This is a genomic window from Streptomyces sp. HUAS MG91 (assembly GCF_040529335.1).
GTDB classification, from domain to species: domain Bacteria; phylum Actinomycetota; class Actinomycetes; order Streptomycetales; family Streptomycetaceae; genus Streptomyces; species Streptomyces tabacisoli.
Genome location: NZ_CP159534.1, coordinates 3,934,382 through 3,952,779 on the forward strand (window position 1 = coordinate 3,934,382; position 18,398 = coordinate 3,952,779).

22 protein-coding genes and 1 tRNA gene are annotated in these 18,398 nt (G+C 70.9%); 12 read left to right on the forward strand and 11 right to left on the reverse strand.

The window, feature by feature from the left end; translation table 11 throughout:
• Window positions 1–78: 78 nt before the first annotated feature.
• Window positions 79–552 (reverse strand): RidA family protein, encoded by a 474-nt coding sequence (locus tag ABII15_RS17730; RefSeq protein WP_353943300.1) that lies wholly within the window; start codon window positions 550–552, stop codon window positions 79–81.
• Window positions 549–713, reverse strand: coding sequence for a DUF4177 domain-containing protein (locus ABII15_RS17735; RefSeq protein ID WP_111662815.1), 165 nt, complete (start codon window positions 711–713; stop codon window positions 549–551). Before ABII15_RS17735 ends, ABII15_RS17730 begins: the two co-directional genes overlap by 4 nt.
• Before the next feature lie 85 nt (window positions 714–798).
• Here ABII15_RS17735 and ABII15_RS17740 point away from each other — a divergent pair, with 85 nt between their 5' ends.
• Together ABII15_RS17740 and ABII15_RS17745 are read left to right on the forward strand one after the other, a co-directional pair.
• On the forward strand, window positions 799–1,758 hold the full coding sequence (locus tag ABII15_RS17740; RefSeq protein WP_353943301.1) for an ArsA-related P-loop ATPase: 960 nt from the start codon (window positions 799–801) through the stop codon (window positions 1,756–1,758).
• Window positions 1,759–1,770: 12 nt separating this feature from the next.
• Window positions 1,771–3,066 carry an ArsA family ATPase gene (locus ABII15_RS17745; RefSeq protein ID WP_353943302.1) on the forward strand — a complete coding sequence of 432 codons (1,296 nt, stop codon included), beginning with the start codon at window positions 1,771–1,773 and terminating at the stop codon, window positions 3,064–3,066.
• An 81-nt stretch (window positions 3,067–3,147) separates the two neighbouring features.
• On the opposite strand, the gene ABII15_RS17750 is transcribed toward ABII15_RS17745, so the two are convergent.
• The gene (locus tag ABII15_RS17750; protein ID WP_181512524.1) at window positions 3,148–3,492 is read right to left on the reverse strand and encodes a WhiB family transcriptional regulator; all 345 of its coding nucleotides are present in this window, start codon (window positions 3,490–3,492) and stop codon (window positions 3,148–3,150) included.
• Between the two features lie 460 nt (window positions 3,493–3,952).
• Between ABII15_RS17750 and ABII15_RS17755 the strand changes: the two genes are divergently transcribed.
• Complete coding sequence (locus tag ABII15_RS17755; protein WP_353943303.1) at window positions 3,953–6,214, forward strand: transglycosylase domain-containing protein; 2,262 nt, start codon at window positions 3,953–3,955, stop codon at window positions 6,212–6,214.
• A gap of 73 nt (window positions 6,215–6,287) precedes the next feature.
• Here ABII15_RS17755 and ABII15_RS17760 read toward each other — a convergent pair whose 3' ends face one another.
• A complete protein-coding gene (locus ABII15_RS17760) occupies window positions 6,288–6,752 on the reverse strand; it encodes a GatB/YqeY domain-containing protein (RefSeq protein ID WP_353943304.1) in 465 nt (154 codons plus the stop codon).
• A 76-nt stretch (window positions 6,753–6,828) separates the two neighbouring features.
• On the opposite strand from ABII15_RS17760, the gene ABII15_RS17765 reads away from it, so the two are divergent.
• From ABII15_RS17765 to ABII15_RS17790, 6 genes are all read left to right on the forward strand, one after another.
• Window positions 6,829–7,776 (forward strand): metallophosphoesterase, encoded by a 948-nt coding sequence (locus ABII15_RS17765; RefSeq protein ID WP_353943305.1) that lies wholly within the window; start codon window positions 6,829–6,831, stop codon window positions 7,774–7,776.
• A gap of 29 nt (window positions 7,777–7,805) precedes the next feature.
• Complete coding sequence (locus ABII15_RS17770) at window positions 7,806–8,549, forward strand: Pr6Pr family membrane protein (protein WP_353943306.1); 744 nt, start codon at window positions 7,806–7,808, stop codon at window positions 8,547–8,549.
• Between the two features lie 48 nt (window positions 8,550–8,597).
• Window positions 8,598–8,671: transfer RNA gene (locus tag ABII15_RS17775), tRNA-Pro, on the forward strand.
• Between the two features lie 283 nt (window positions 8,672–8,954).
• A complete protein-coding gene (locus ABII15_RS17780) occupies window positions 8,955–9,497 on the forward strand; it encodes a DUF5994 family protein (RefSeq protein ID WP_353943307.1) in 543 nt (180 codons plus the stop codon).
• A 149-nt stretch (window positions 9,498–9,646) separates the two neighbouring features.
• Complete coding sequence (locus ABII15_RS17785) at window positions 9,647–9,781, forward strand: hypothetical protein (protein ID WP_353943308.1); 135 nt, start codon at window positions 9,647–9,649, stop codon at window positions 9,779–9,781.
• A complete protein-coding gene (locus ABII15_RS17790; RefSeq protein ID WP_353943309.1) occupies window positions 9,778–10,419 on the forward strand; it encodes a hypothetical protein in 642 nt (213 codons plus the stop codon). Before ABII15_RS17785 ends, ABII15_RS17790 begins: the two co-directional genes overlap by 4 nt.
• 158 nt (window positions 10,420–10,577) lie before the next feature.
• Here the strand turns inward: ABII15_RS17790 and ABII15_RS17795 are convergent, their stop codons facing one another.
• Together ABII15_RS17795 and ABII15_RS17800 are read right to left on the reverse strand one after the other, a co-directional pair.
• A complete protein-coding gene (locus tag ABII15_RS17795; RefSeq protein ID WP_353943310.1) occupies window positions 10,578–10,898 on the reverse strand; it encodes an SHOCT domain-containing protein in 321 nt (106 codons plus the stop codon).
• Between the two features lie 28 nt (window positions 10,899–10,926).
• Window positions 10,927–11,367 (reverse strand): DUF6325 family protein, encoded by a 441-nt coding sequence (locus ABII15_RS17800; RefSeq protein WP_353943311.1) that lies wholly within the window; start codon window positions 11,365–11,367, stop codon window positions 10,927–10,929.
• Window positions 11,368–11,613: 246 nt separating this feature from the next.
• Between ABII15_RS17800 and ABII15_RS17805 the strand changes: the two genes are divergently transcribed.
• A complete protein-coding gene (locus ABII15_RS17805; RefSeq protein ID WP_353943312.1) occupies window positions 11,614–11,892 on the forward strand; it encodes a chaplin in 279 nt (92 codons plus the stop codon).
• A gap of 392 nt (window positions 11,893–12,284) precedes the next feature.
• Here ABII15_RS17805 and ABII15_RS17810 read toward each other — a convergent pair whose 3' ends face one another.
• Window positions 12,285–12,932 carry a fasciclin domain-containing protein gene (locus ABII15_RS17810; protein ID WP_353943313.1) on the reverse strand — a complete coding sequence of 216 codons (648 nt, stop codon included), beginning with the start codon at window positions 12,930–12,932 and terminating at the stop codon, window positions 12,285–12,287.
• 310 nt (window positions 12,933–13,242) lie between these two features.
• Between ABII15_RS17810 and ABII15_RS17815 the strand changes: the two genes are divergently transcribed.
• Entirely contained in the window at window positions 13,243–13,824 is a 582-nt protein-coding gene (locus ABII15_RS17815; protein WP_353943314.1) for a fasciclin domain-containing protein, read from the forward strand.
• A 92-nt stretch (window positions 13,825–13,916) separates the two neighbouring features.
• Here the strand turns inward: ABII15_RS17815 and ABII15_RS17820 are convergent, their stop codons facing one another.
• The 4 genes from ABII15_RS17820 to rpmB form a co-directional block, all read right to left on the reverse strand.
• A complete protein-coding gene (locus ABII15_RS17820) occupies window positions 13,917–15,524 on the reverse strand; it encodes a sulfite oxidase (protein ID WP_353943315.1) in 1,608 nt (535 codons plus the stop codon).
• A 210-nt stretch (window positions 15,525–15,734) separates the two neighbouring features.
• Window positions 15,735–16,553 carry a hypothetical protein gene (locus tag ABII15_RS17825; protein ID WP_353943316.1) on the reverse strand — a complete coding sequence of 273 codons (819 nt, stop codon included), beginning with the start codon at window positions 16,551–16,553 and terminating at the stop codon, window positions 15,735–15,737.
• Window positions 16,554–16,634: 81 nt separating this feature from the next.
• Window positions 16,635–16,940, reverse strand: coding sequence for a 30S ribosomal protein S14 (rpsN, locus tag ABII15_RS17830; RefSeq protein WP_353943317.1), 306 nt, complete (start codon window positions 16,938–16,940; stop codon window positions 16,635–16,637).
• On the reverse strand, window positions 16,940–17,176 hold the full coding sequence (gene rpmB / locus ABII15_RS17835; protein WP_353943318.1) for a 50S ribosomal protein L28: 237 nt from the start codon (window positions 17,174–17,176) through the stop codon (window positions 16,940–16,942). Before rpmB ends, rpsN begins: the two co-directional genes overlap by 1 nt.
• Window positions 17,177–17,246: 70 nt before the next feature.
• Here rpmB and ABII15_RS17840 point away from each other — a divergent pair, with 70 nt between their 5' ends.
• Entirely contained in the window at window positions 17,247–18,392 is a 1,146-nt protein-coding gene (locus ABII15_RS17840) for a GTP-binding protein (protein ID WP_353947100.1), read from the forward strand.
• Window positions 18,393–18,398: the final 6 nt, after the last annotated feature.

Consider the following 18,398-nt stretch of genomic DNA (forward strand, 5'->3'; position numbering starts at 1 on the left):
CGCAGTTCCCCGCGCCCCTGAGATGCCTGCGGCATCCAGGGGCGCGGGGAACTGCGCGGCCGGGCACGACAGAAGGGGCTAGGCCTCCGGGGTCAGCTCCACCTGGATCTCCACCTCGACCGGCGAGTCCAGCGGCAGCACAGCGACACCGACGGCACTGCGCGCGTGCACACCCTTGTCGCCGAGAACCTCACCGAGCAGCTCACTGGCACCGTTGACGACCCCGGGCTGCCCGGTGAAGTCGGCGGCGGAGGCGACGAAGCCGACGACCTTCACGACGCGCGCGATCCGGTCCAGGTCACCGGCGACGGACTTCACGGCCGCCAGCGCGTTCAGCGCGCAGACGCGGGCCAGCTCCTTGGCCTCCTCGGCAGTGACCTCGGCGCCGACCTTGCCGGTCAGCGTCAGCTTGCCGTCGACCATCGGGAGCTGCCCGGCCGTGTACACGTGGACACCGGACTGCACGGCCGGCTGGTACGCGGCGACCGGCGGCACGACGGGCGGCAGGGTCAGGCCCAGCTCGGCGAGCCGCGCCTCCACCGCGCCGCTCACGCGCTCTTCTCCCGCTTCAGGTACGCCACCAGCTGCTCGGGGTTGTTCGGTCCGGGCACGACCTGGACCAGCTCCCAGCCGTCCTCGCCCCAGGTGTCCAGGATCTGCTTCGTCGCGTGCACCAGCAGCGGCACAGTCGCGTACTCCCACTTCTTAGCCATGAGGCCGACTGTAGCCGCCGAACCGAGGTGCGTCGTTCCGGAGGCTGCTGCGTGATCCGCCCCCGTTCTGGTTACGCTCGAATACGTGAGCAGGCTCCAGGTCGTCAGCGGCAAGGGCGGTACCGGAAAGACCACGGTCGCCGCCGCACTCGCGCTCGCCCTCGCGACGAAGGGCAAGCGCACTCTCCTCGTGGAGGTGGAGGGCAGGCAGGGCATCGCACAGCTCTTTGAGACGGAGGCGCTCCCCTACGAGGAGCGGAAGATCGCCGTCGCGCCCGGCGGCGGGGAGGTGTACGCGCTCGCCATCGATCCGGAACTGGCGCTGCTCGACTACCTCCAGATGTTCTACAAGCTGGGCGGCGCCGGCCGCGCCCTGAAGAAGCTGGGCGCGATCGACTTCGCCACGACCATCGCGCCGGGCCTCAGGGACGTACTCCTGACCGGCAAGGCGTGCGAGGCGGTCCGCAGGAAGGACAAGCAGGGGCGGTACGCGTACGACTACGTCGTCATGGACGCGCCGCCCACCGGCCGCATCACCCGCTTCCTGAACGTGAACGACGAGGTCGCGGGGCTGGCCAGGATGGGCCCGATACACAATCAGGCGCAGGCGGTCATGCGGGTCATCAAGTCCCCGCAGACCGCGGTGCACCTGGTGACCCTCCTGGAGGAGATGCCGGTGCAGGAGACCCTCGACGGGGTCGCCGAACTGCGCGCCGCGCAACTGCCCGTAGGACGGATCATGGTGAACATGGTGCGGCCCGCGCTTCTGGGGGAACCCGCCCTGGCGCTGACCCGTTCGCCGTCCGTCGCGCCGGAGGTCACCGGGGCCCTGACGGCGGCCGGGCTCAGCGGCGCGAAGCGGCTCGTGGGGCCGCTGCTCGCGCAGGCGGAGGAGTACGCGGAGCGGTACGTCCTGGAGCGCGCCCAGCGCGAGCTGCTCACCGGGGCGGAGCTGCCGCTGCACGAACTTCCGCTGCTCACCGAGGGGTTGGACCTCGCGGGCCTGTACACGCTCGCCGAGGAACTGCGACGGCAAGGGATCTGAGGGACCGTTTCGATGACGCTGAACCCGGCAGGTGCGCTCGACATCGACCCGCTGCTCGACGACCCGGCCACCCGCATCGTGGTCTGCTGCGGCTCCGGCGGGGTCGGCAAGACCACCACCGCCGCGGCGCTCGGCCTGCGCGCCGCCGAGCGCGGCCGCAAGGTGGTCGTGCTGACCATCGACCCGGCCCGGCGGCTCGCCCAGTCGATGGGCATCGACTCCCTGGACAACGTGCCGCGCCGGGTGAAGGGCATCGAGACGGGCGGTGACGCGGCGGGCGGCGAGCTGCACGCCATGATGCTCGACATGAAGCGCACCTTCGACGAGATCGTCGAGGCGCACGCGGACGGCGAGCGGGCCGAGGCGATCCTGAACAACCCCTTCTACCAGTCGCTCTCGGCGGGCTTCGCGGGCACGCAGGAGTACATGGCGATGGAGAAGCTGGGCCAGCTCAGGGCCCGGGACACCTGGGACCTGATCATCGTCGACACCCCGCCGTCGCGCTCGGCGCTCGACTTCCTGGACGCGCCGAAGCGGCTCGGCTCGTTCCTCGACGGCAAGCTGATCCGCGTCCTGATGGCCCCCGCGAAGGTCGGCGGGCGCGCCGGGATGAAGTTCCTGAACGTCGGGATGTCGATGATGACCGGCGCCCTCGGCAAGCTCCTCGGCGGGCAGCTGCTGCGGGACGTACAGACGTTCGTGGCCGCGATGGACACCATGTTCGGCGGATTCCGTACCCGCGCGGACGCCACCTACAAGCTCCTCCAGGCGCCCGGCACGGCCTTCCTCGTCGTCGCCGCGCCCGAGCGGGACGCGCTGCGCGAGGCCGCGTACTTCGTGGAACGCCTGGCCGCGGAGCGGATGCCGCTCGCCGGTCTGGTGCTCAACCGGGTGCACGGCAGCGGCGCCGCCCGGCTGTCCGCCGAGCGGGCGCTCGCCGCCGCGGAAAATCTTGACGAGCGCCGCATTGTGGATCAGCCGCCCGGGAAGGAAGAGGGTCGTACTCCTCCCGAGTCCACTCCCGAATCAGCTACCGCGCCGGATCCCGTGTCAGGCTCCCCCGCCGCAGCGGAGACTCCCGCAGACCCCAGCACCGAGCAATTGACCGCGGGACTCCTGCGGTTGCACGCCGAGCGGATGCGGCTCGTCGCGCGTGAACAGCGCACGCGTGACCGCTTCACCGCGCTCCACCCCGAGGTCGCCGTGGCCGAGATCGCGGCGCTGCCCGGCGATGTGCACGACCTGGCAGGCCTCAGGGACATCGGAGACCGGCTCGCGGCCGGTGGCACTCCGGCCGGAGCTGAATGAGCCGTACGCGCCCGCACGTCGGCCGTGCGGTCGCGGCCCGGAGCCGGTCAGGGCTCCGGTGCACGAGGGTGCGGCGCCGTCCTACCCGACGGCGGCGAACCTCTCGTACGTCTCGTCGTTGTCGAGTTCCGCGGGCAGCAGGCCCGCACTGCGCTCGTACTCCGTCCGCGCCGTCTCAAGCAGCCGGCGCCATGAGGTGACGGTCGGACGCCTGCGCAGCAGTGCGCGGCGCTCCCGCTCCGTCATGCCACCCCACACGCCGAACTCGACGCGATTGTCGAGCGCGTCCGCCAGGCACTCGGTCCGCACGGGACATCCCGTGCACACCGCCTTCGCCCGGTTCTGCGCTGCTCCTTGAACGAACAGTTCATCCGGATCGGTAGTGCGGCAGGCCGCCTGCGCACTCCAGTCGACTACCCAGCCCATACCGGCGCCGTCCTCTCCCGAATCGAGGCTCCCCCACGGCGGCAGCGGCATATTCACCGCCGCCAGTTGAGGACGTTACGGAAGGTGGGCACAGCGCAACACCCCCTTCGGGCCCAATCTTGAATGGCCCGAACGGACTATGCGTAAGCGGCAGATCACCCGACGGAGTGACCGGGAGACATGCGTAACAACCCCGGCAAATAGGGACAGTTCACTTGCGCCACAACGGGCGCCGGATGACACACGAGGCGGTATCGGACACCTTCCGGGCCTCGCGCGGAGGGTCGCGGGAGGCTCTGGAATGACTACAAGAGGCACGTCAGAGGTATTGAGGAAATGCCGGGAACGTTTCGGGGCCGTCCCACGTCTTGATACGAGACCGCACTGCTGTGACAGTTGAGTGCAGCTTAGGCCAAGGCATATACGCCTGTCCGGAGAATCAGAACGTAGGCTGCCCTGCATGGGAAAGAAGCGCTCGGCCGGTGACGGCGGCGGTATGTCGCCGGCTCAACAGGCCGCCAAGTTCCTCGGTGTCAGCGTGCTCGCGGGAGCCGTGCTCGCCGGAATCGCGCTGCCCGCCGCGGGCGCGCTCGGCCTGGCCGCCAAGGGCTCGGTCGAGGAATTCGACGACACGCCGGCGGCGCTGAAGCAGCCGCCGCTCAGCCAGCGCAGCACGATCCTGGACGCCCAGGGCGGAAAGATCGCGACGGTCTACGACCGCGACCGCACCGTGGTGAAGCTCGACGAGATCTCCCCGTACATGCAGAAGGCGATCGTCGCGATCGAGGACTCGCGCTTCTTCGAGCACGGGGCGATCGACGCGAAGGGCATCCTGCGCGCCATCAACGCGAACGCGCGGGGCGGCGGCGTCGCCCAGGGCGCGTCCACGCTCACCCAGCAGTACGTGAAGAACGTCTTCATGGAGGAGGCGGGCGACGACCCGACGAAGCTGGCGCAGGCCACCCAGCAGACGATCGGGCGCAAGGTCCGCGAGCTGAAGTACGCGATCCAGATCGAGAAGGACCTCGGCAAGAAGAAGATCCTCTCCAACTACCTGAACATCACGTACTTCGGTCAGCAGGCGTACGGCGTCGAGGCCGCCTCGCAGCGCTACTTCTCCAAGTCGGCCAAGGACCTGACGGTCCAGGAGGCCGCGCTCCTCGCCGGCATCGTGCAGTCCCCGAGCCGCTACGACCCGGTCAACGACGAGGCCGAGGCGAAGAAGCGGCGCAACATCGTGCTGCAGCGCATGGCCGACGTGCACGACATCTCGCAGGCCGAGGCCGACAAGGCCAAGGCGACGGGCCTCGGCCTGAAGGTCAGCAAGCCGCAGAACGGCTGCATCACCGCGGTCAAGGGCGCGGCCTTCTTCTGCGACTACGTCGAGCAGGTCGTGAAGAACGACCCGGCCTTCGGCAAGACGAAGGAGGCGCGCGCCAAGCTCTGGAGCCGCGGCGGCCTCACCGTCCGGACGACGCTGGACCCGCAGGCCCAGGACTCGGTCCAGGCCTCCATCAAGAGCAACGTGTACCAGACGGACTCGGTCGCCACGGCGGTCACACTCGTCGAGCCGGGCAGCGGCAAGATCCTCGGCATGGGCCAGTCGAAGCCGTACGGCTACGGCAAGAACGAGACGTCGATCAACTACTCGGTGAACTCGGCGTACCACGGCTCCAACTACGGCTTCCCGACCGGTTCGACGTTCAAGCCGTTCGTGGCGGCGGCCGCGCTGGAGAACGGCACGCCGATCACGCAGCAGTACGGGGCGCCGTACCAGATGCCGTACCCGGACACCGTGCAGACGTGCAGCGGCAAGCCGTGGAAGAACGACGGCGGCTACAAGCTGGAGAACGAGAACGAGTCGGAGAACGGCCCCTACCGCCTCAAGGAGGCGATGGAGAAGTCCATCAACACGTACTTCGTGGAGATGCTGGCCGACACCGGCATGTGCCCGGTCGTGAAGATGACGAACAAGCTGGGCGTGGTCCAGGGCAACGGCACGAAGGTGCCCGAGGTGCCCTCGTCGATGACCCTCGGCTCGACGGGTCTGTCGCCACTGACGATGGCCTCCGCGTACGCCGCGTTCGCCAACGAGGGCACGTACTGCACCCCGATCGCCATCGAGTCGATCACGGACGCCAACGGCAAGTCGCTGGCCGTCCCGAAGACGAAGTGCTCGCGCGCCATGTCGACGCAGACCGCGGACAAGATCAATACGCTGCTCAGCGGTGTGACCGACTCCGGTACGGGCCAGCAGGCCGGCCTCTCCGACCGGGACAACGCCGGTAAGACGGGTACGACGGACGCCCGGAAGAACGCCTGGTTCGTCGGCTACACGCCGAACCTGGCGGGCGCCGTCTGGGTCGGCAGCGCCTCGCAGGGCGTCGAAATGACGAACATCACCATCGGCGGCCGGTACCACGCCAAGGTGTACGGCGCCGACACGCCCGGCCCGATCTGGCGGGCGGCGATGACCGGCGCCCTGTCCGGCAAGGAAGCGCCCGGCTTCACCATGGTCGACATCCCCGACCTGGACAAGGACAAGGGCAAGGGCCGGGACAAGGGCGGTGACCAGGGCGGCGATCAGGGCCAGGGCGACGGCAAGCCCGGCGGCACCAGCCCCGATCCGGGCAACGGCTTCCCCGACGGGCTGTTCCAGGGCCAGGGGAACGGCGGGAACGACAACGGCGGGAACGGGAACGGCGGCGGCTGGGGCCGGTAGTCGGACCCGGGACCACAGCTGAAAGGGGCGCCCCCGTGGGGGCGCCCCTTTTCGTTCTCCGTGCGGCCCGGGCTCAGCCGACGAGCAGCTTCTTGACCGCCGCGGCGACCCGGCCGCCCTCGGCGCGGTCCCCGACCTTCGGCTTCACGATCTTCATGACCTGGCCCATGGCGCGGGGGCCCTCGGCGCCGGCCGCCTTCGCCTCCTCGACCGCCTGCGCGACGATCTGCTCCAGCTCGGCGTCGGACAGCTGCTGCGGCAGGTACTGGGCGAGCACCTCGCCCTCCGCCACCTCACGGGCGGCGGACTCGGCACGCCCGCCCTTCTCGAAGGCCTCGGCGGCCTCGCGGCGCTTCTTCGCCTCCTTGACGATCACCGCCTGCACCTCGTCATCGGCGAGCTCGCGCTTCTCCTTGCCGGCGACCTCCTGGGTCGTGATGGCGGCGAGGGTCATCCGGAGCGTCGAGGAGCGCAGCTCGTCTCGCCCCTTGATCGCGGCGTTGAGGTCGTCCTGCAGCTTCGACTTGAGCGTGGTCATGACTTGATTGTCGCAGGTGTACGGGGCGTCACGCCCGCCGATTTCCGGGCCCCCGGCCGTCTGACACGATGGGCGCATGCGCGCGCGATACGGGATTCCCCTGAAGGTCTCTGCTGGCATCGTGGCGGCGGGCGCCGCCACCGTCGCCTACTCCGCGGGTTTCGAGGCCCGCTCGTTCCGCCTGCGACGCGTCACGGTCCCGGTCCTGCCCTCCGGTATGCAGCCGCTGCGCGTCCTCCAGGTCTCCGACATCCACATGGTCGGCGGGCAGCGCAAGAAGCAGCGCTGGCTGCGTTCGCTGGCCGGTCTGCGCCCCGACTTCGTCATCAACACGGGCGACAACCTCTCCGACCCGGAGGGTGTGCCCGAGGTGCTCGACGCGCTCGGGCCGCTGATGGAGTTCCCGGGCGCGTACGTGTTCGGCTCCAACGACTACTACGGGCCCCGGCCCCGCAACCCCGCCCGGTACCTCCTGGAGAAGGTGCAGGGCCGGCACGGTCTGAACGGCAACCCGCCGGTCGTCGGCGCCATCCACAACCCGTGGGAGGACCTGCGCGACGGCTTCGACGAGGCCGGCTGGCTGAACCTCACCAACACGCGCGGCACGCTCAAGGTGTCGGGCGTCGAGATCGGCTTCACCGGCCTGGACGACCCGCACATCAAGCGCGACCGGTACGCGGAGGTGGCGGGCGGCCCCGCGGCCGGCCCGGACTTCTCGATGGCCGTGGTGCACGCCCCGTACCTGCGGGTCCTGGACGCCTTCGCCGCGGACGCCTACCCGCTGATCCTGGCCGGGCACACACACGGCGGCCAGGTCTGCGTCCCCTTCTACGGCGCCCTGGTCACCAACTGCGACCTGGACACCGACCGCGTCAAGGGCCTGTCCCGGCACACGGCGGAGGGCAACACGTCCTACCTGCACGTCTCGGCGGGCTGCGGCGCGAACCGCTACACCCCGTTCCGCTTCGCCTGCCCGCCGGAGGCGACGCTGCTGACGCTGGCGCCGAAGACGTCGACCCGCTGACCGTCCCACCCGGACGTACGGTGGATCGCATGATCACGCCGAACTCCGCCGCCTCCGTCCCGGCGGAGGCGGTCGTCCCGGTCCGCCGCCGCCCCGTCGCGGCGGCGTTCCGCTGTCTGACCGCCCTCGCGGCCCTGACCGGCATCGTCATCGACCTGACGATCAGCGACAGCGCCCTGCGCGTCCTGAGCTACTTCACGATCCAGTCGAACATCCTGGTCGCGGTCGTCCTCGCCGTCTCGGCATGGCGCGCCTGGTCGTCCCGCCCGCCGCTCCCGCCCCTGGTGACGGGTGGCACCCTGCTCTTCATCTGCATCACGGGCCTCGTCTACCACTTCGTCCTGGCCAACTCCTCGTCCGGCTTCTCCATGACGGACGACGCGGAGCACGTCATGACGGGCTGGCGCACGGTCTCGAACCAGCTCCTGCACACCGTGACCCCCGTCGCCGTGTTCCTGGACTGGCTCGCGCTCACCCGCCCCGGCCTGCTCCGCCCGCGCCACGCGGCCCTGTGGCTGCTCTACCCGCTCGCCTACTTCGGCTTCGCCCTGATCCGCGGCGCGGTCATGACTCCGGGCACGCCGGCCCGCTACCCGTACCCGTTCCTGGACGTCGACGCCCACGGCTACCCCGGCGTCCTCACCAACGCCGTCCTCTTCGGCGCGGCCTTCTATCTGCTGGCCCTCGCCCTGGTCGCCCTGGACCGCGTCAGGCCCGAGATCCGCACCCCCCAAAACCGGATTTCGTCTCCGGGCCCCGGTGGGCTAAAGTAAACGACGTCGCCAGGACCTGCAGCACTGCGGGAACCGGAACAACGACATCGGGGTGTGGCGCAGCTTGGCAGCGCGCTTCGTTCGGGACGAAGAGGTCGTGGGTTCAAATCCCGCCACCCCGACAGCTGAAACACCAGGTCAGGGGCCTGATCCGCTTAGCGGGTCGGGTCCCTGACTCGTTTCTGGCCTCCCCCTGGGAGTCACTGGGGGAGCCAAGTTCAAGATCCGGCTCCCCAGGGCCGCACAGTCCCTCAGCGGGGAACGGTCAGGCAGTCGTGGTCGGGGCTGTCGCAGGAGTACGGTCGGTGGTACCGAGAGCATTTCTTGACCGGCTTCCTTGTCGGTATCTCTCTCGGTCGATAGCACCGGTCCCGGCACGCCAGGGTCTGGGGACAGGTCGCCGCCATGACGGTGCTCACCGCACGCCCCCTGTCGGCCACACCGATCGCCAAACCCTCCGGGTCCCCGCTGTTGCGCCTGTCCCTCAAGCCTCCGGGCCCACGCTCCGGGCTGCTCGACGGCGCCTGGTGGCCACGCTCCCGGGACCTCGCCCGTGAACTTCCCGCTCTGGCCGACCTGTTGGACCCGCTGTGGGGCCGCATCACGCGCGTCGCCGTCAACCCGACGCACTGGCCCGTCGTACCACGCAAGGTCTCCGTCAACGGCCATGTCGTCAAGGTGGGTTGGTTCCGTCAAGAGCAGGACCCGAACCAACTCCTCCTGCTCTCCTACCACGTCGGGCGCTGGGACCTGCTGATCATCCCTCCGGAGACCGGTGCGGCAGCCGCCGCCCGGCTCATGGCCGCCGCCTGCGATCCCCGGACCGTCCGTACGGGCAGCGCTCTCCTCGCCGACGAGCTGGACCTGCCGTCCCGCGCCCCGGCAGAGGCGTGGGAGGCGGAGGGCGGCGCCACGGCCGCACCCGTCGGCACGACCGGCGGGAGGTGACGGGGCATGGACTCTGGCCCCACCATCACCGTCGTCCTCGCGTTGATCGCCCTGCGAGCATTCTCGATCCACCGTCTCAAACCTGCCGGGCTCTCGGCCTGCATCGCTGGTCTCCGCCCCGGCCGGTCGCCCGGAACCGGAGGCGCGCCATGTCCCTGCCCCATCTGCATCTGAACGTCCTGACCGGCTGCGTCTTCCCGCTGAACGGCACACCGGCGAGCCGCACCGGACGCACGCCCACCGCGCGGCGGCCCGCGCGTCTGTCGTCGGCAGGTGCGCGATGACGGCCGCCGACTCCGGACCGGACCGCGAGCGCTCCGCCCTGGACGCCGTGCGCCTGCGCCACCTGAACCGCTGGCAGGCCGAGACGCTCCGGGAGGACCTGGCGGATCTGTACGTCGAGTCCTCGTACGCCGCGACCGGCGAGACGTACCGCCGTAGGGAGGACTTCCTGCACCGCCTCGCGGACTCCGTACGACGCCCGGGCTTCTCGATGCTGCTCGCCGAGAAGACCGCCCTGGCGGGCTGCGCCTTCGGCTTCCCCATCGCGCGCGACGGGGCCTGGTGGGTCGGCTTCGAGGGTGACCTCCCCAGGTCGGTCGAGCAGCTGACCTCCTCGGGGCACGCCTTCGCCATCACGGAGATCGTGGTCCACCCGCACGAGCACACAGCCGGTCTCGCCCGGCTGTTGCAGACGCGGCTGCTCGCCGATCATCACGCCTCGCTCGGCGCCACCTTGGTGGACCAGGCCGACCGCAGGGTGCACGCCGCCTTCCAGGCGTGGGGGTGGGAGGACATCGGACAGGTCCGCAGGCCCTCCGATCCCGCGGTGCTGCGCGCCCTGGTGCTGCCCCTGGGAGTATCCGCGGAGGACCGTCCGGACGGCCTCGCGCACAACGCCCGTACACAGCGGCCCGAGTGACCGGAACGAGACGGACAGGCCGCAGCGGCCCGGGTTGCCCCGGCTCCGCCGGATGAGCACGCCTACTCATGTGGGGCGAGGTTCCGCGGCGGACGCTTGCTGTATGGGACTCATCGATGTCGCCCTGGCCGTGGTTCTGCCCAGGCGAATTGCTTCGCTCAGGAGCCCAGGATTCGGGCCTTCTCGGTGGCGAATTCTTCGTCCGTCAGCAGGCCCTGGGCCTTCAGGTCGGCCAGGGCGGTGAGTTGTGAGACGCGGTCCGTCGCCGGTGCGGGGGCGGGGGCCGGTGGGGTCGAGGCCTGGGCCGCGCCCTGGTCCATCCATGCCTGCTGCTGGGCCTGGGCCTCGGCCTGTTGGCGCATGTCTCGTTCGGCCATGCCGCGGTTGACGCGGTTGGAGACGGCCGAGGCCGTTCCGGAGATCACCGCGGTGCGGGCGATGGTGCCCAGAAGGCCGGGCCGTCCGAATCGCTGGGGCATACCGATCCTCCCTCTCGTCGCGGCGCCGTCACTCGGCGCCGAGCGCGGCAACGGCCTCGGCGACGGCGTCCCGGGGCACGCGCTCGAAGAGCAGCAGTTCGCCCTTCGATTCCCGTACCGCCGTCGCGAGCCGGGCCGCCCAGGTGTTCTCCCAGGCCACGACCAGCGCGGACGAGTTCGCCGGGAGGTTGTCCGCGACCGTGCGCAGATCCTCGTCGCTGAGCAGGTCGAACTGAGCGTCGGTGACGTGGTCGAACGCCTCGGCCACTTCCTCGTCGGCCAGCTCGACGACGTCGACGGAGCCGTCGCCGGTCTTGTGGATGAAGCTCAGGTCCAGGATGCGCACGGTGCCGGCCCTCTGCAGCTCCCGCAGCGCGGGGGCCACGTCCCCGTTGAAGCGGTTGCCCTCGAAGGCGACCACGGCGACATCGACCGGTCCGACAGCGTCGGCGTTCAGGCCACTGGGCACGAGCGCACCGCCTTCCCTGGCGTACGTAACGGGGCAATTGCGAGCATAAAGCGATGAAAGGGTGGTGTGCGAGCCCACCCGATCCGCCCGGTCCTGCACACGCATTCTCCCGTTGCTCCGGGCGGGTGAACCGGTGGCCGTCGGCCAATCCGGGTCCGTCAGCGGTCCGGATAGCCCGTGAGGAACAGAGCGGTTCCTCGTCCCCGCCGGTCGTGCGGGGGCTGTGCGAGCAGTGAGGACGGTTTCATGTCTCGTGTGCTGAAGAGTGCGGCGGTTCTGGTGGCGGTCGGCGGCGCGGTGCTGGCCGGCGCGGGTGCCGCGGCCGCGGACAGCGGGGCCCAGGGTGCCGCCTGGGGCTCGCCGGGCGTCGGCTCGGGCAACGTGGTCCAGGTTCCGGTGCACGTTCCGGTCAACGCGTGCGGCAACACCGTCAACGTCGTCGGCCTGCTCAACCCGGCCTTCGGCAACAGCTGCGCCAACGGTTCGGACAGCTGGGGCGGCGGCCAGTGGGGTATGTGGAAGTAGCTTCCACCCAGCGGTGCGGCAGGCTCGCCGGGATCCGGTGGGCCCCGCACCCGTCCGATGCGCGCACGGCCACGGATTACCAGTGACAGGCTTACGGTCCTGGTGAGGCGAGTGCGATGACGGACGAAGAGTTCCAGCGGCTGATGCGGCAGGCCCGCGCGGAGGCACGGCGTACCGGATTGCCCCGGCGGGACGTCAGTCCGCGTGATGTGTACGAGGCGCGGGCGCGGCACGCGGAGTTCGGGGCCTGCTCGCATTGATGCCGGGCCCCGCGCCGGTTGGTGCGAGTGGGAGCGGTGGCGCCGCTTTTCCGGGTGCCACCGCTCCCGACCGCTGGACACGACCGGCCGGGAAGGCACCGCTGCCCGCCCGGCCCGTCTCCGCCTGTCGTGTCAGCTCTTGGGCATCAGGACCGAGTCGATGATGTAGACGTTGGCGTTGGCGGTCTTGACGTTGCCGCAGACCACGTTTGCGGTGCCGTTGACCTTGTAGGTCTCGCCGGAGCCGGTCGTCATCAGCTTCGACTTCTCCAGCGTGGGGAACGAGCCCTTCTCCAGGTCCTTGGGCGCCAGCTTCTGGCCCACCACGTGGTACGTGAGGATCTTGGTGAGCTGGGCCTTGTTGTTGAGGACCTTGTCCAGGTCGGCCTTCGGGATCTTCGCGAAGGCCTCGTTGGTGGGCGCGAAGACCGTGATGTTCTGGGCGTTGTTCAGGGTGTCGACCAGGCCGGCCTTCTTCACGGCCGTGACCAGCGTCGACAGCGCCGGGTTGTTCGACGCGGCGGTGGCGACCGGGTCCTTGGCCATGCCGTCGAACGAGCCGGCACCGTCCTTGGGCACCGAGGAACAGGCCGAGCCGAACGGCTTGTCGTCGGTGCTCGTGGCGCCGGACGGGCTGGCCATGTCCGACCCCTTCGACGCCGAGGAGGCGTTGTCGGAGGACTTGTCCTTGGAGTCGCTGCCGGAGCAGGCGGTCAGGGCCAGCGGCAGCATGGCGGCGGCAGCGACGGCGACGGCGGTACGGCGGAAGCGAGTCTGCATGAGAATCCCTCAACGATCGGAACGGTGAAGGCCCTTCGCCTCCATCGCCGGGAATCCGGTGCCCTCGCCGGTGCGGATTGGTCGGTTCCCCGGACCTCCCCGAAAGAGTGACGCGGGGGGTGGGTGGTCGGCCTCCGGAAGCGGGACACAAATAACCGCAATCCCGACCAATCCATCCACCCCACGGCGACGGATTCCTTCTGTGAGAGCGCGAAACGACGCGCCGACCCCCGGTAGCCCGCGCTCTCACCGGCCCCGGGCCGCTCGGGGGCCCGGCGGGTCCGCAGCCCGCCGCGAAGGAGTGTTGATCATGACCTCTCACCGTGCAAGCACTCGGATCCTGGTCGGGGCGGCGGCGCTCGCGCTGCCGTTCTCGCTGGCGGCGCTGGCGCCGTCCGCGTCGGCCGACGACATGACGGGCCCGTTCGGACCGGCCTGCTCCTCGGTTCCCAAGGACGGCGCGGGTTCGTTCGACGGCATGGCCAAGGACCCGGTCGCGACCGCCGCCTCCCACAACCCCGACCTGTCGACGCTGGTCACGGCGGTGAAGAAGGCCGGCCTCGTGGACACGCTGAACAACGCGAAGGACATCACCGTGTTCGCGCCGACGAACGAGGCCTTCGCGAAGATCCCGAAGGCGGACCTGGACAAGGTCCTCAACGACAAGGCCCAGCTCACCAAGATCCTCACGTATCACGTGGTGGGCGAGAAGGTCACTCAGGACAAACTGGCCGACGGCAGCTTCAAGACGCTGGAGGGCAGCAAGCTGACCACGTCGGGCTCCGGCGAGAAGTACAAGGTCAACGGCACCGCGAACATCGTCTGCGGTGACGTGCCGACCTCGAACGCCACCGTCCACATCATCGACACCGTCCTCATGCCCAAGAGCTGACCCCGCCTCCGCACAGAGCACCCCGAGACCCCGGAGAACCCCGAGGGGCGCGCCGCAACCGCGGCGCGCCCCTCCCCACGCCCCGCCCGCGCTCAGTCGACCGTCACGACGACGGAGTGCCAGCCGGAGGCGCCGTCGGGGATGGTGTCGGTGCGCTTCTCGGTCTGGGTCTCGCCGGTGCGGTCGGTGGCCCGTACGGTCAGCGTGTGGTTGCCCTTGGCGGCCTGCCAGGGATAGGACCACTGGCGCCAGGTGTCCCGGGTGTCCTCGGTGGCGAGCCGGGCCTCTTCCCACGGCCCGTCGTCGACCCGTACCTCGACCTTGTCGATGCCGCGGTGCTGCGCCCACGCCACCCCGGCGACCATGACCGTGCCGGACTTCGGGCGGCCGAAGGGCTTGGGGGTGTCGATGCGCGACTCGGTCTTGATCGGCGCCTCGCGCGCCCAGGACCGCTTGACCCAGTAGGAGTCGTAGGCGTCGAAGGTGGTCAGCTCGATGTCCTGGATCCACTTGCAGGCCGATACGTAGCCGTAGAGACCGGGGACGACCATGCGCACGGGGAAGCCGTGCTCGAAGGGGAGCGGTTGGCCGTTCATGCCGAGGGCGAGCATCGCGTCGCGGCCGTCCAGCACGTCCTCGACGGGGCTGCCGATGGTCATGCCGTCCACGGAACGGGCCACGAGCTGGTCGGCGGGACCGCCCCGGGACGGCGGTTTCACTCCGCAGCGCTTCAGCAGGTCGGCCAGGCGGACGCCGATCCAGCGGGCGTTTCCGACGTACGGGCCGCCGACCTCGTTGGAGACGCAGGTCAGGGTGATGTCCCGTTCGATGAGCGGCATCTTGAGCAAGTCGGCGAAGGAGACGGTGAGTTCACGCTCGACGCCCTTGCCGTGGATCCGCAGCCGCCAGGTGGTGGCGTCGACCTTCGGGACGACCAGGGCGGTGTCGACGCGGTAGAAGTCGCCGTTGGGCGTCATGAACGGGCTGATGTCCTTGATCCGCAGGGCGGCACCGCGCGGGACCGGGGCCGCGGCCGACGACGGCGCGGGAATCACCACGTTCCCGCGGGAGGCGACGGCGCCCTGTCCCTGTGAGCTGTTCAGCGCCCGGCCCGCGAGCCCGGCACCGGTGGAGGCCGCGGCCGCCGCCGTCGCGGCCAGGATGAACCCGCGCCGGTCCCAGCCGGTGTCCGGGCGGTCGGCCTCCGCGGCACCCGGCTCCTGCGGCCGATCCGTGTGCCCGAGCCGTCCGGTCAGCCAGTACAGCAGCCCGGCGCCGACGACGGCCCCGACCGCCGAGGGCAGGGCGTCGGCGGCGCTCGTCGAGTCCGGCCGGCCGGTGGCGGCCAGCGCCCCGACCACGCCGAACGCGAGCACGCCCAGCGAACCGGCCAGCCGCCACCGCGTGGCCAGCGCCCCCAGGACCAGCGCGAGCACGGTGAGTACGGCCAGGATGCCGAGTTGCAGGACGAGTTTGTCGTTGGTGCCGAAGTGCCGGATCGCCCAGTCCTTCACGGCCGGCGGAGTGCGGTCGATCGCCGCGCCGCCGACCGCGACGACCGGGCCGGACTCGGGGCGCACGGCTGCCGAGACCAGCTCCGCCACGGCGATCGCCGCGTATCCGGCGAGCAGGCCGCTCAGTGCGCCGAGCGACAGGCGTTTGATGCCGCGCAGCGGCTGGTGGGGTGCGTCGTGGTCCATGCCGTGAATCCGTCCTGCCGACCCGTTCGGATTGGTCGTTCACGCCAACGAGGCATGGAACGCGCTGCTGAAGCAGTAGCAATCCGGTCCGTGGATCAGCGGCGACGCCTCCGCCGGGGCGGCCCGATTCCGCTGATCGGACGCACGGCTGGTCCCACAGGAGGGGCGGCGGGGGCGGCGATCGACGCGTACGGACTCCGTCCGTGCCGGTCAGCGCGGACGCGCGGCGGCGCCGTCCTCGCCCTCCGGACCCCGCATCGCGTCGGCCGCGGCCCGGGCCTGCTCGGCGCGGTGCTGATGTGCGGCGGCCTGCTGGACACCGTCCCGGCGTTCCTGCTTGCGGGCCAGGGCGTACTCGGCCTCCGCCAGCGCCTCGGCCACCATGGTGGCCTGCTTGCGAAGCCGGTCGGCCCGCGCTTGCAGGATCTGGAGCGATTCGGGCGCCCGTGCCGCCATCTGTGCGAGGACGGCACGGGTCTCCCGGTTGATCGCGTCCTGCTCCCGCAGATCCTGCCTCTCCGATCGGCGCAGTGCCGCCTCGCTGCGTTCCAGCCGTTCCTGGCTGGCGGCCAGCAGCTCCTGGGACCGGGCGATCTGTTCGTACGCCCGCTCCCGCAAGCTCGCGATCCCCTCTCCCCTTCGACGGCGCCGGGTGCCCTGCTGCCTCTCCCTTGCGGAACGCTGGTCCTGCCGGGCCTGCGCGACGGCTTCCCGCTCGTCGGCCGCGGCCTCACGCTTGTCAGCGGCCGCCTGCCTTCGGCCGACGACCGCCTCCCGCTCCACAGCGACGGCCTCCCGCTCGTCGACGACGGCCTCCCGCGCGTCGGTGGCGGCCTCGCGCTCCACGGTGACGGCCTCACGGGCGTCCGCGACCGCCTCCAGCCGGTCGGTGGCGACCTCACGGGCATCCACGACGCGCTCCCGCTCGTCGGCGGTCCGGTCGCGTTCGTCGGCAGTGCGCCCGCGCACGTCCTCGGACTGTGCGCCGCCGCTCGAAGCGGACGATCCGTCCAAGGGGTCGGTGCCCATACCGGCAGTATGCCCGCCCGTGAGGTTCCCCATGGCGGGCGGTCCCGCCGGACAGTGCGGCGGGACCGACCAATTCCCCTGCTACCAGGACGACTTGGTGACCCCGGGCAGGAAACCCGCGTGCGCCTGCTCGCGCACCCGGACCCGGGACAGCCCGAACTTGCGCAGATGGCCGCGAGGACGGCCGTCCACGCTGTCGCGGTTGCGGACGCGGGTGGGGCTCGCGTCGCGGGGCTGGCGGCCCAGTTCGGCGAGGGCCGCGGTGCGTTCGGCGGGCGTCGAGGACGGACGGCGGACGGTCTCCTTCAACTCCGCCCGCCGGGCCGCGTACCGCGCGACGACGGCCTTGCGCCGCTCGTTCTTCGCGATCTTGCTCTGCTTGGCCATCAGACCCTTCCTCCCCGGGCGCGGATGCGCGCGACGGCCGCTTCCACGCCGATGACGTCGACGGTCCTGATGCCGCGGGCGCTCAACGTCAGGCGTACGTAACGCCCTTCGCCGGGCAGCCAGTAGCGCTTGCGCTGAATGTTCGGGTCGAAGCGGCGCGAGGTGCGGCGGTGGGAGTGGGAGATGGAGTTGCCGAACCGCGGTCGGGCGCCGGTCAGTTGGCAGTGGGCGGACATGAAGTGACCTGCCTCTCCTGGAACACGTACTTATTGATAATGGAAACCATTCCCATATAGTAGCCCCATGATGCGCACCGAAGCACTGCCGGTCGTCCTCGTCGGTGGACTGCACGCCGACGCCCGCCGAACCGTCGTCAAGCGTCTGCTGACGGCGGTTCCCGGGAGCGTCGCGCTGCACCACGACCTCGCGACCGCCGGGGAGGGGACCGTGCGGCGGCGCGTCAGCGACGCCTCGGGGGTCCTGGCCACGGGCGACGCGCCCCTCGTCGCCGACTGCGCGTGCTGCGCCCTGCGCGAGGACCTCGTACCGGAGCTGGACCGGCTGGCCGGGGACGGCACGACCCGGCTCGCCATCGTCGAGCTGTGGGACTCGGTCGAGCCGAAGGCCATGGCCGAGGTCGTCGTGGCGCACAGCGGTGACGAGCTGGTGCTCACCAACGTGATCACCGCGGTCTCCCCCGCCCTCGTACTGCCCTGCCTGGGCAACGGCGACGACCTGGCCGAGGCCGGACTGGCGGCCGCCGCGACGGACCGGCGCACGGTCGCCGACACCTTCGCCCGGCAGGTGGAGTACGCGCCCGTGCTCGCCCTGGTCGACGACCCGGAGGCGGACGAGCAGGACCACGCGCTGCTCACCCAGCTCCACCCCACCGCCCGCCGGGTCGACGCGGCGTCGGGCGAACTCGCGGCGCTCGCCTTCGCCGGGTTCGACGTGGAGGCGGCCGCCTCGGCCCAGCATCCCGCCTGCGCGCGGCTGCCCCAGGAGGCGGACGAGGCGGGCGTGACGACGCTGGTCTGGCACCGGACGCGGCCGTTCCACCCCGAACGGCTCTACCGGGCGCTGGAGGACCTCTGCTGCGCCGCCGCGCGCAGCCGGGGACGGTTCTGGCTCGCGGACCGGCCCGACAGCCTGCTCGCCTGGGACTGCGCGGGCGGGGCGCTGTGCGTGGAGAGCGCGGGACCCTGGCTGGCCGCGCTGCCCGACGCGGGCTGGGAGGCGATGCCGCCGGTGCGGCGCGCGGCCGCCGCCCTCGACTGGCATCCCGAGTACGGCGACCGCTGCCAGCACCTCGTCTTCACCTCGCCCGGCCTCGACCCCGACGGCATCGAGCGGCTCCTCGGCTCCTGCCTGCTCACCGACGCCGAGTACGCGGCCGGGCCGGAGGAATGGCGCCGCCTCCCGGCGTCGTTCGCGCCGTTCCTGGACGCCTGACGGGCG

What these genes read in the sequence shown, in the direction of transcription:
- ABII15_RS17820 (WP_353943315.1), bottom strand. Translation starts at nt 15,524, where the DNA reads ATGGACCACGACGCACCCCACCAGCCGCTGCGCGGCATCAAACGCCTG.
- ABII15_RS17765 (WP_353943305.1), top strand. Translation starts at nt 6,829, where the DNA reads ATGCGCGCGCGATACGGGATTCCCCTGAAGGTCTCTGCTGGCATCGTG.
- ABII15_RS17805 (WP_353943312.1), top strand. Translation starts at nt 11,614, where the DNA reads ATGTCTCGTGTGCTGAAGAGTGCGGCGGTTCTGGTGGCGGTCGGCGGC.
- ABII15_RS17825 (WP_353943316.1), bottom strand. Translation starts at nt 16,553, where the DNA reads ATGGGCACCGACCCCTTGGACGGATCGTCCGCTTCGAGCGGCGGCGCA.
- ABII15_RS17755 (WP_353943303.1), top strand. Translation starts at nt 3,953, where the DNA reads ATGGGAAAGAAGCGCTCGGCCGGTGACGGCGGCGGTATGTCGCCGGCT.
- rpsN (WP_353943317.1), bottom strand. Translation starts at nt 16,940, where the DNA reads ATGGCCAAGCAGAGCAAGATCGCGAAGAACGAGCGGCGCAAGGCCGTC.
- ABII15_RS17735 (WP_111662815.1), bottom strand. Translation starts at nt 713, where the DNA reads ATGGCTAAGAAGTGGGAGTACGCGACTGTGCCGCTGCTGGTGCACGCG.
- ABII15_RS17810 (WP_353943313.1), bottom strand. Translation starts at nt 12,932, where the DNA reads ATGCAGACTCGCTTCCGCCGTACCGCCGTCGCCGTCGCTGCCGCCGCC.
- ABII15_RS17745 (WP_353943302.1), top strand. Translation starts at nt 1,771, where the DNA reads ATGACGCTGAACCCGGCAGGTGCGCTCGACATCGACCCGCTGCTCGAC.
- ABII15_RS17785 (WP_353943308.1), top strand. Translation starts at nt 9,647, where the DNA reads ATGTCCCTGCCCCATCTGCATCTGAACGTCCTGACCGGCTGCGTCTTC.
- ABII15_RS17770 (WP_353943306.1), top strand. Translation starts at nt 7,806, where the DNA reads ATGATCACGCCGAACTCCGCCGCCTCCGTCCCGGCGGAGGCGGTCGTC.
- ABII15_RS17795 (WP_353943310.1), bottom strand. Translation starts at nt 10,898, where the DNA reads ATGCCCCAGCGATTCGGACGGCCCGGCCTTCTGGGCACCATCGCCCGC.
- ABII15_RS17760 (WP_353943304.1), bottom strand. Translation starts at nt 6,752, where the DNA reads ATGACCACGCTCAAGTCGAAGCTGCAGGACGACCTCAACGCCGCGATC.
- rpmB (WP_353943318.1), bottom strand. Translation starts at nt 17,176, where the DNA reads ATGTCCGCCCACTGCCAACTGACCGGCGCCCGACCGCGGTTCGGCAAC.
- ABII15_RS17790 (WP_353943309.1), top strand. Translation starts at nt 9,778, where the DNA reads ATGACGGCCGCCGACTCCGGACCGGACCGCGAGCGCTCCGCCCTGGAC.
- ABII15_RS17750 (WP_181512524.1), bottom strand. Translation starts at nt 3,492, where the DNA reads ATGGGCTGGGTAGTCGACTGGAGTGCGCAGGCGGCCTGCCGCACTACC.
- ABII15_RS17780 (WP_353943307.1), top strand. Translation starts at nt 8,955, where the DNA reads ATGACGGTGCTCACCGCACGCCCCCTGTCGGCCACACCGATCGCCAAA.
- ABII15_RS17815 (WP_353943314.1), top strand. Translation starts at nt 13,243, where the DNA reads ATGACCTCTCACCGTGCAAGCACTCGGATCCTGGTCGGGGCGGCGGCG.
- ABII15_RS17840 (WP_353947100.1), top strand. Translation starts at nt 17,247, where the DNA reads ATGCGCACCGAAGCACTGCCGGTCGTCCTCGTCGGTGGACTGCACGCC.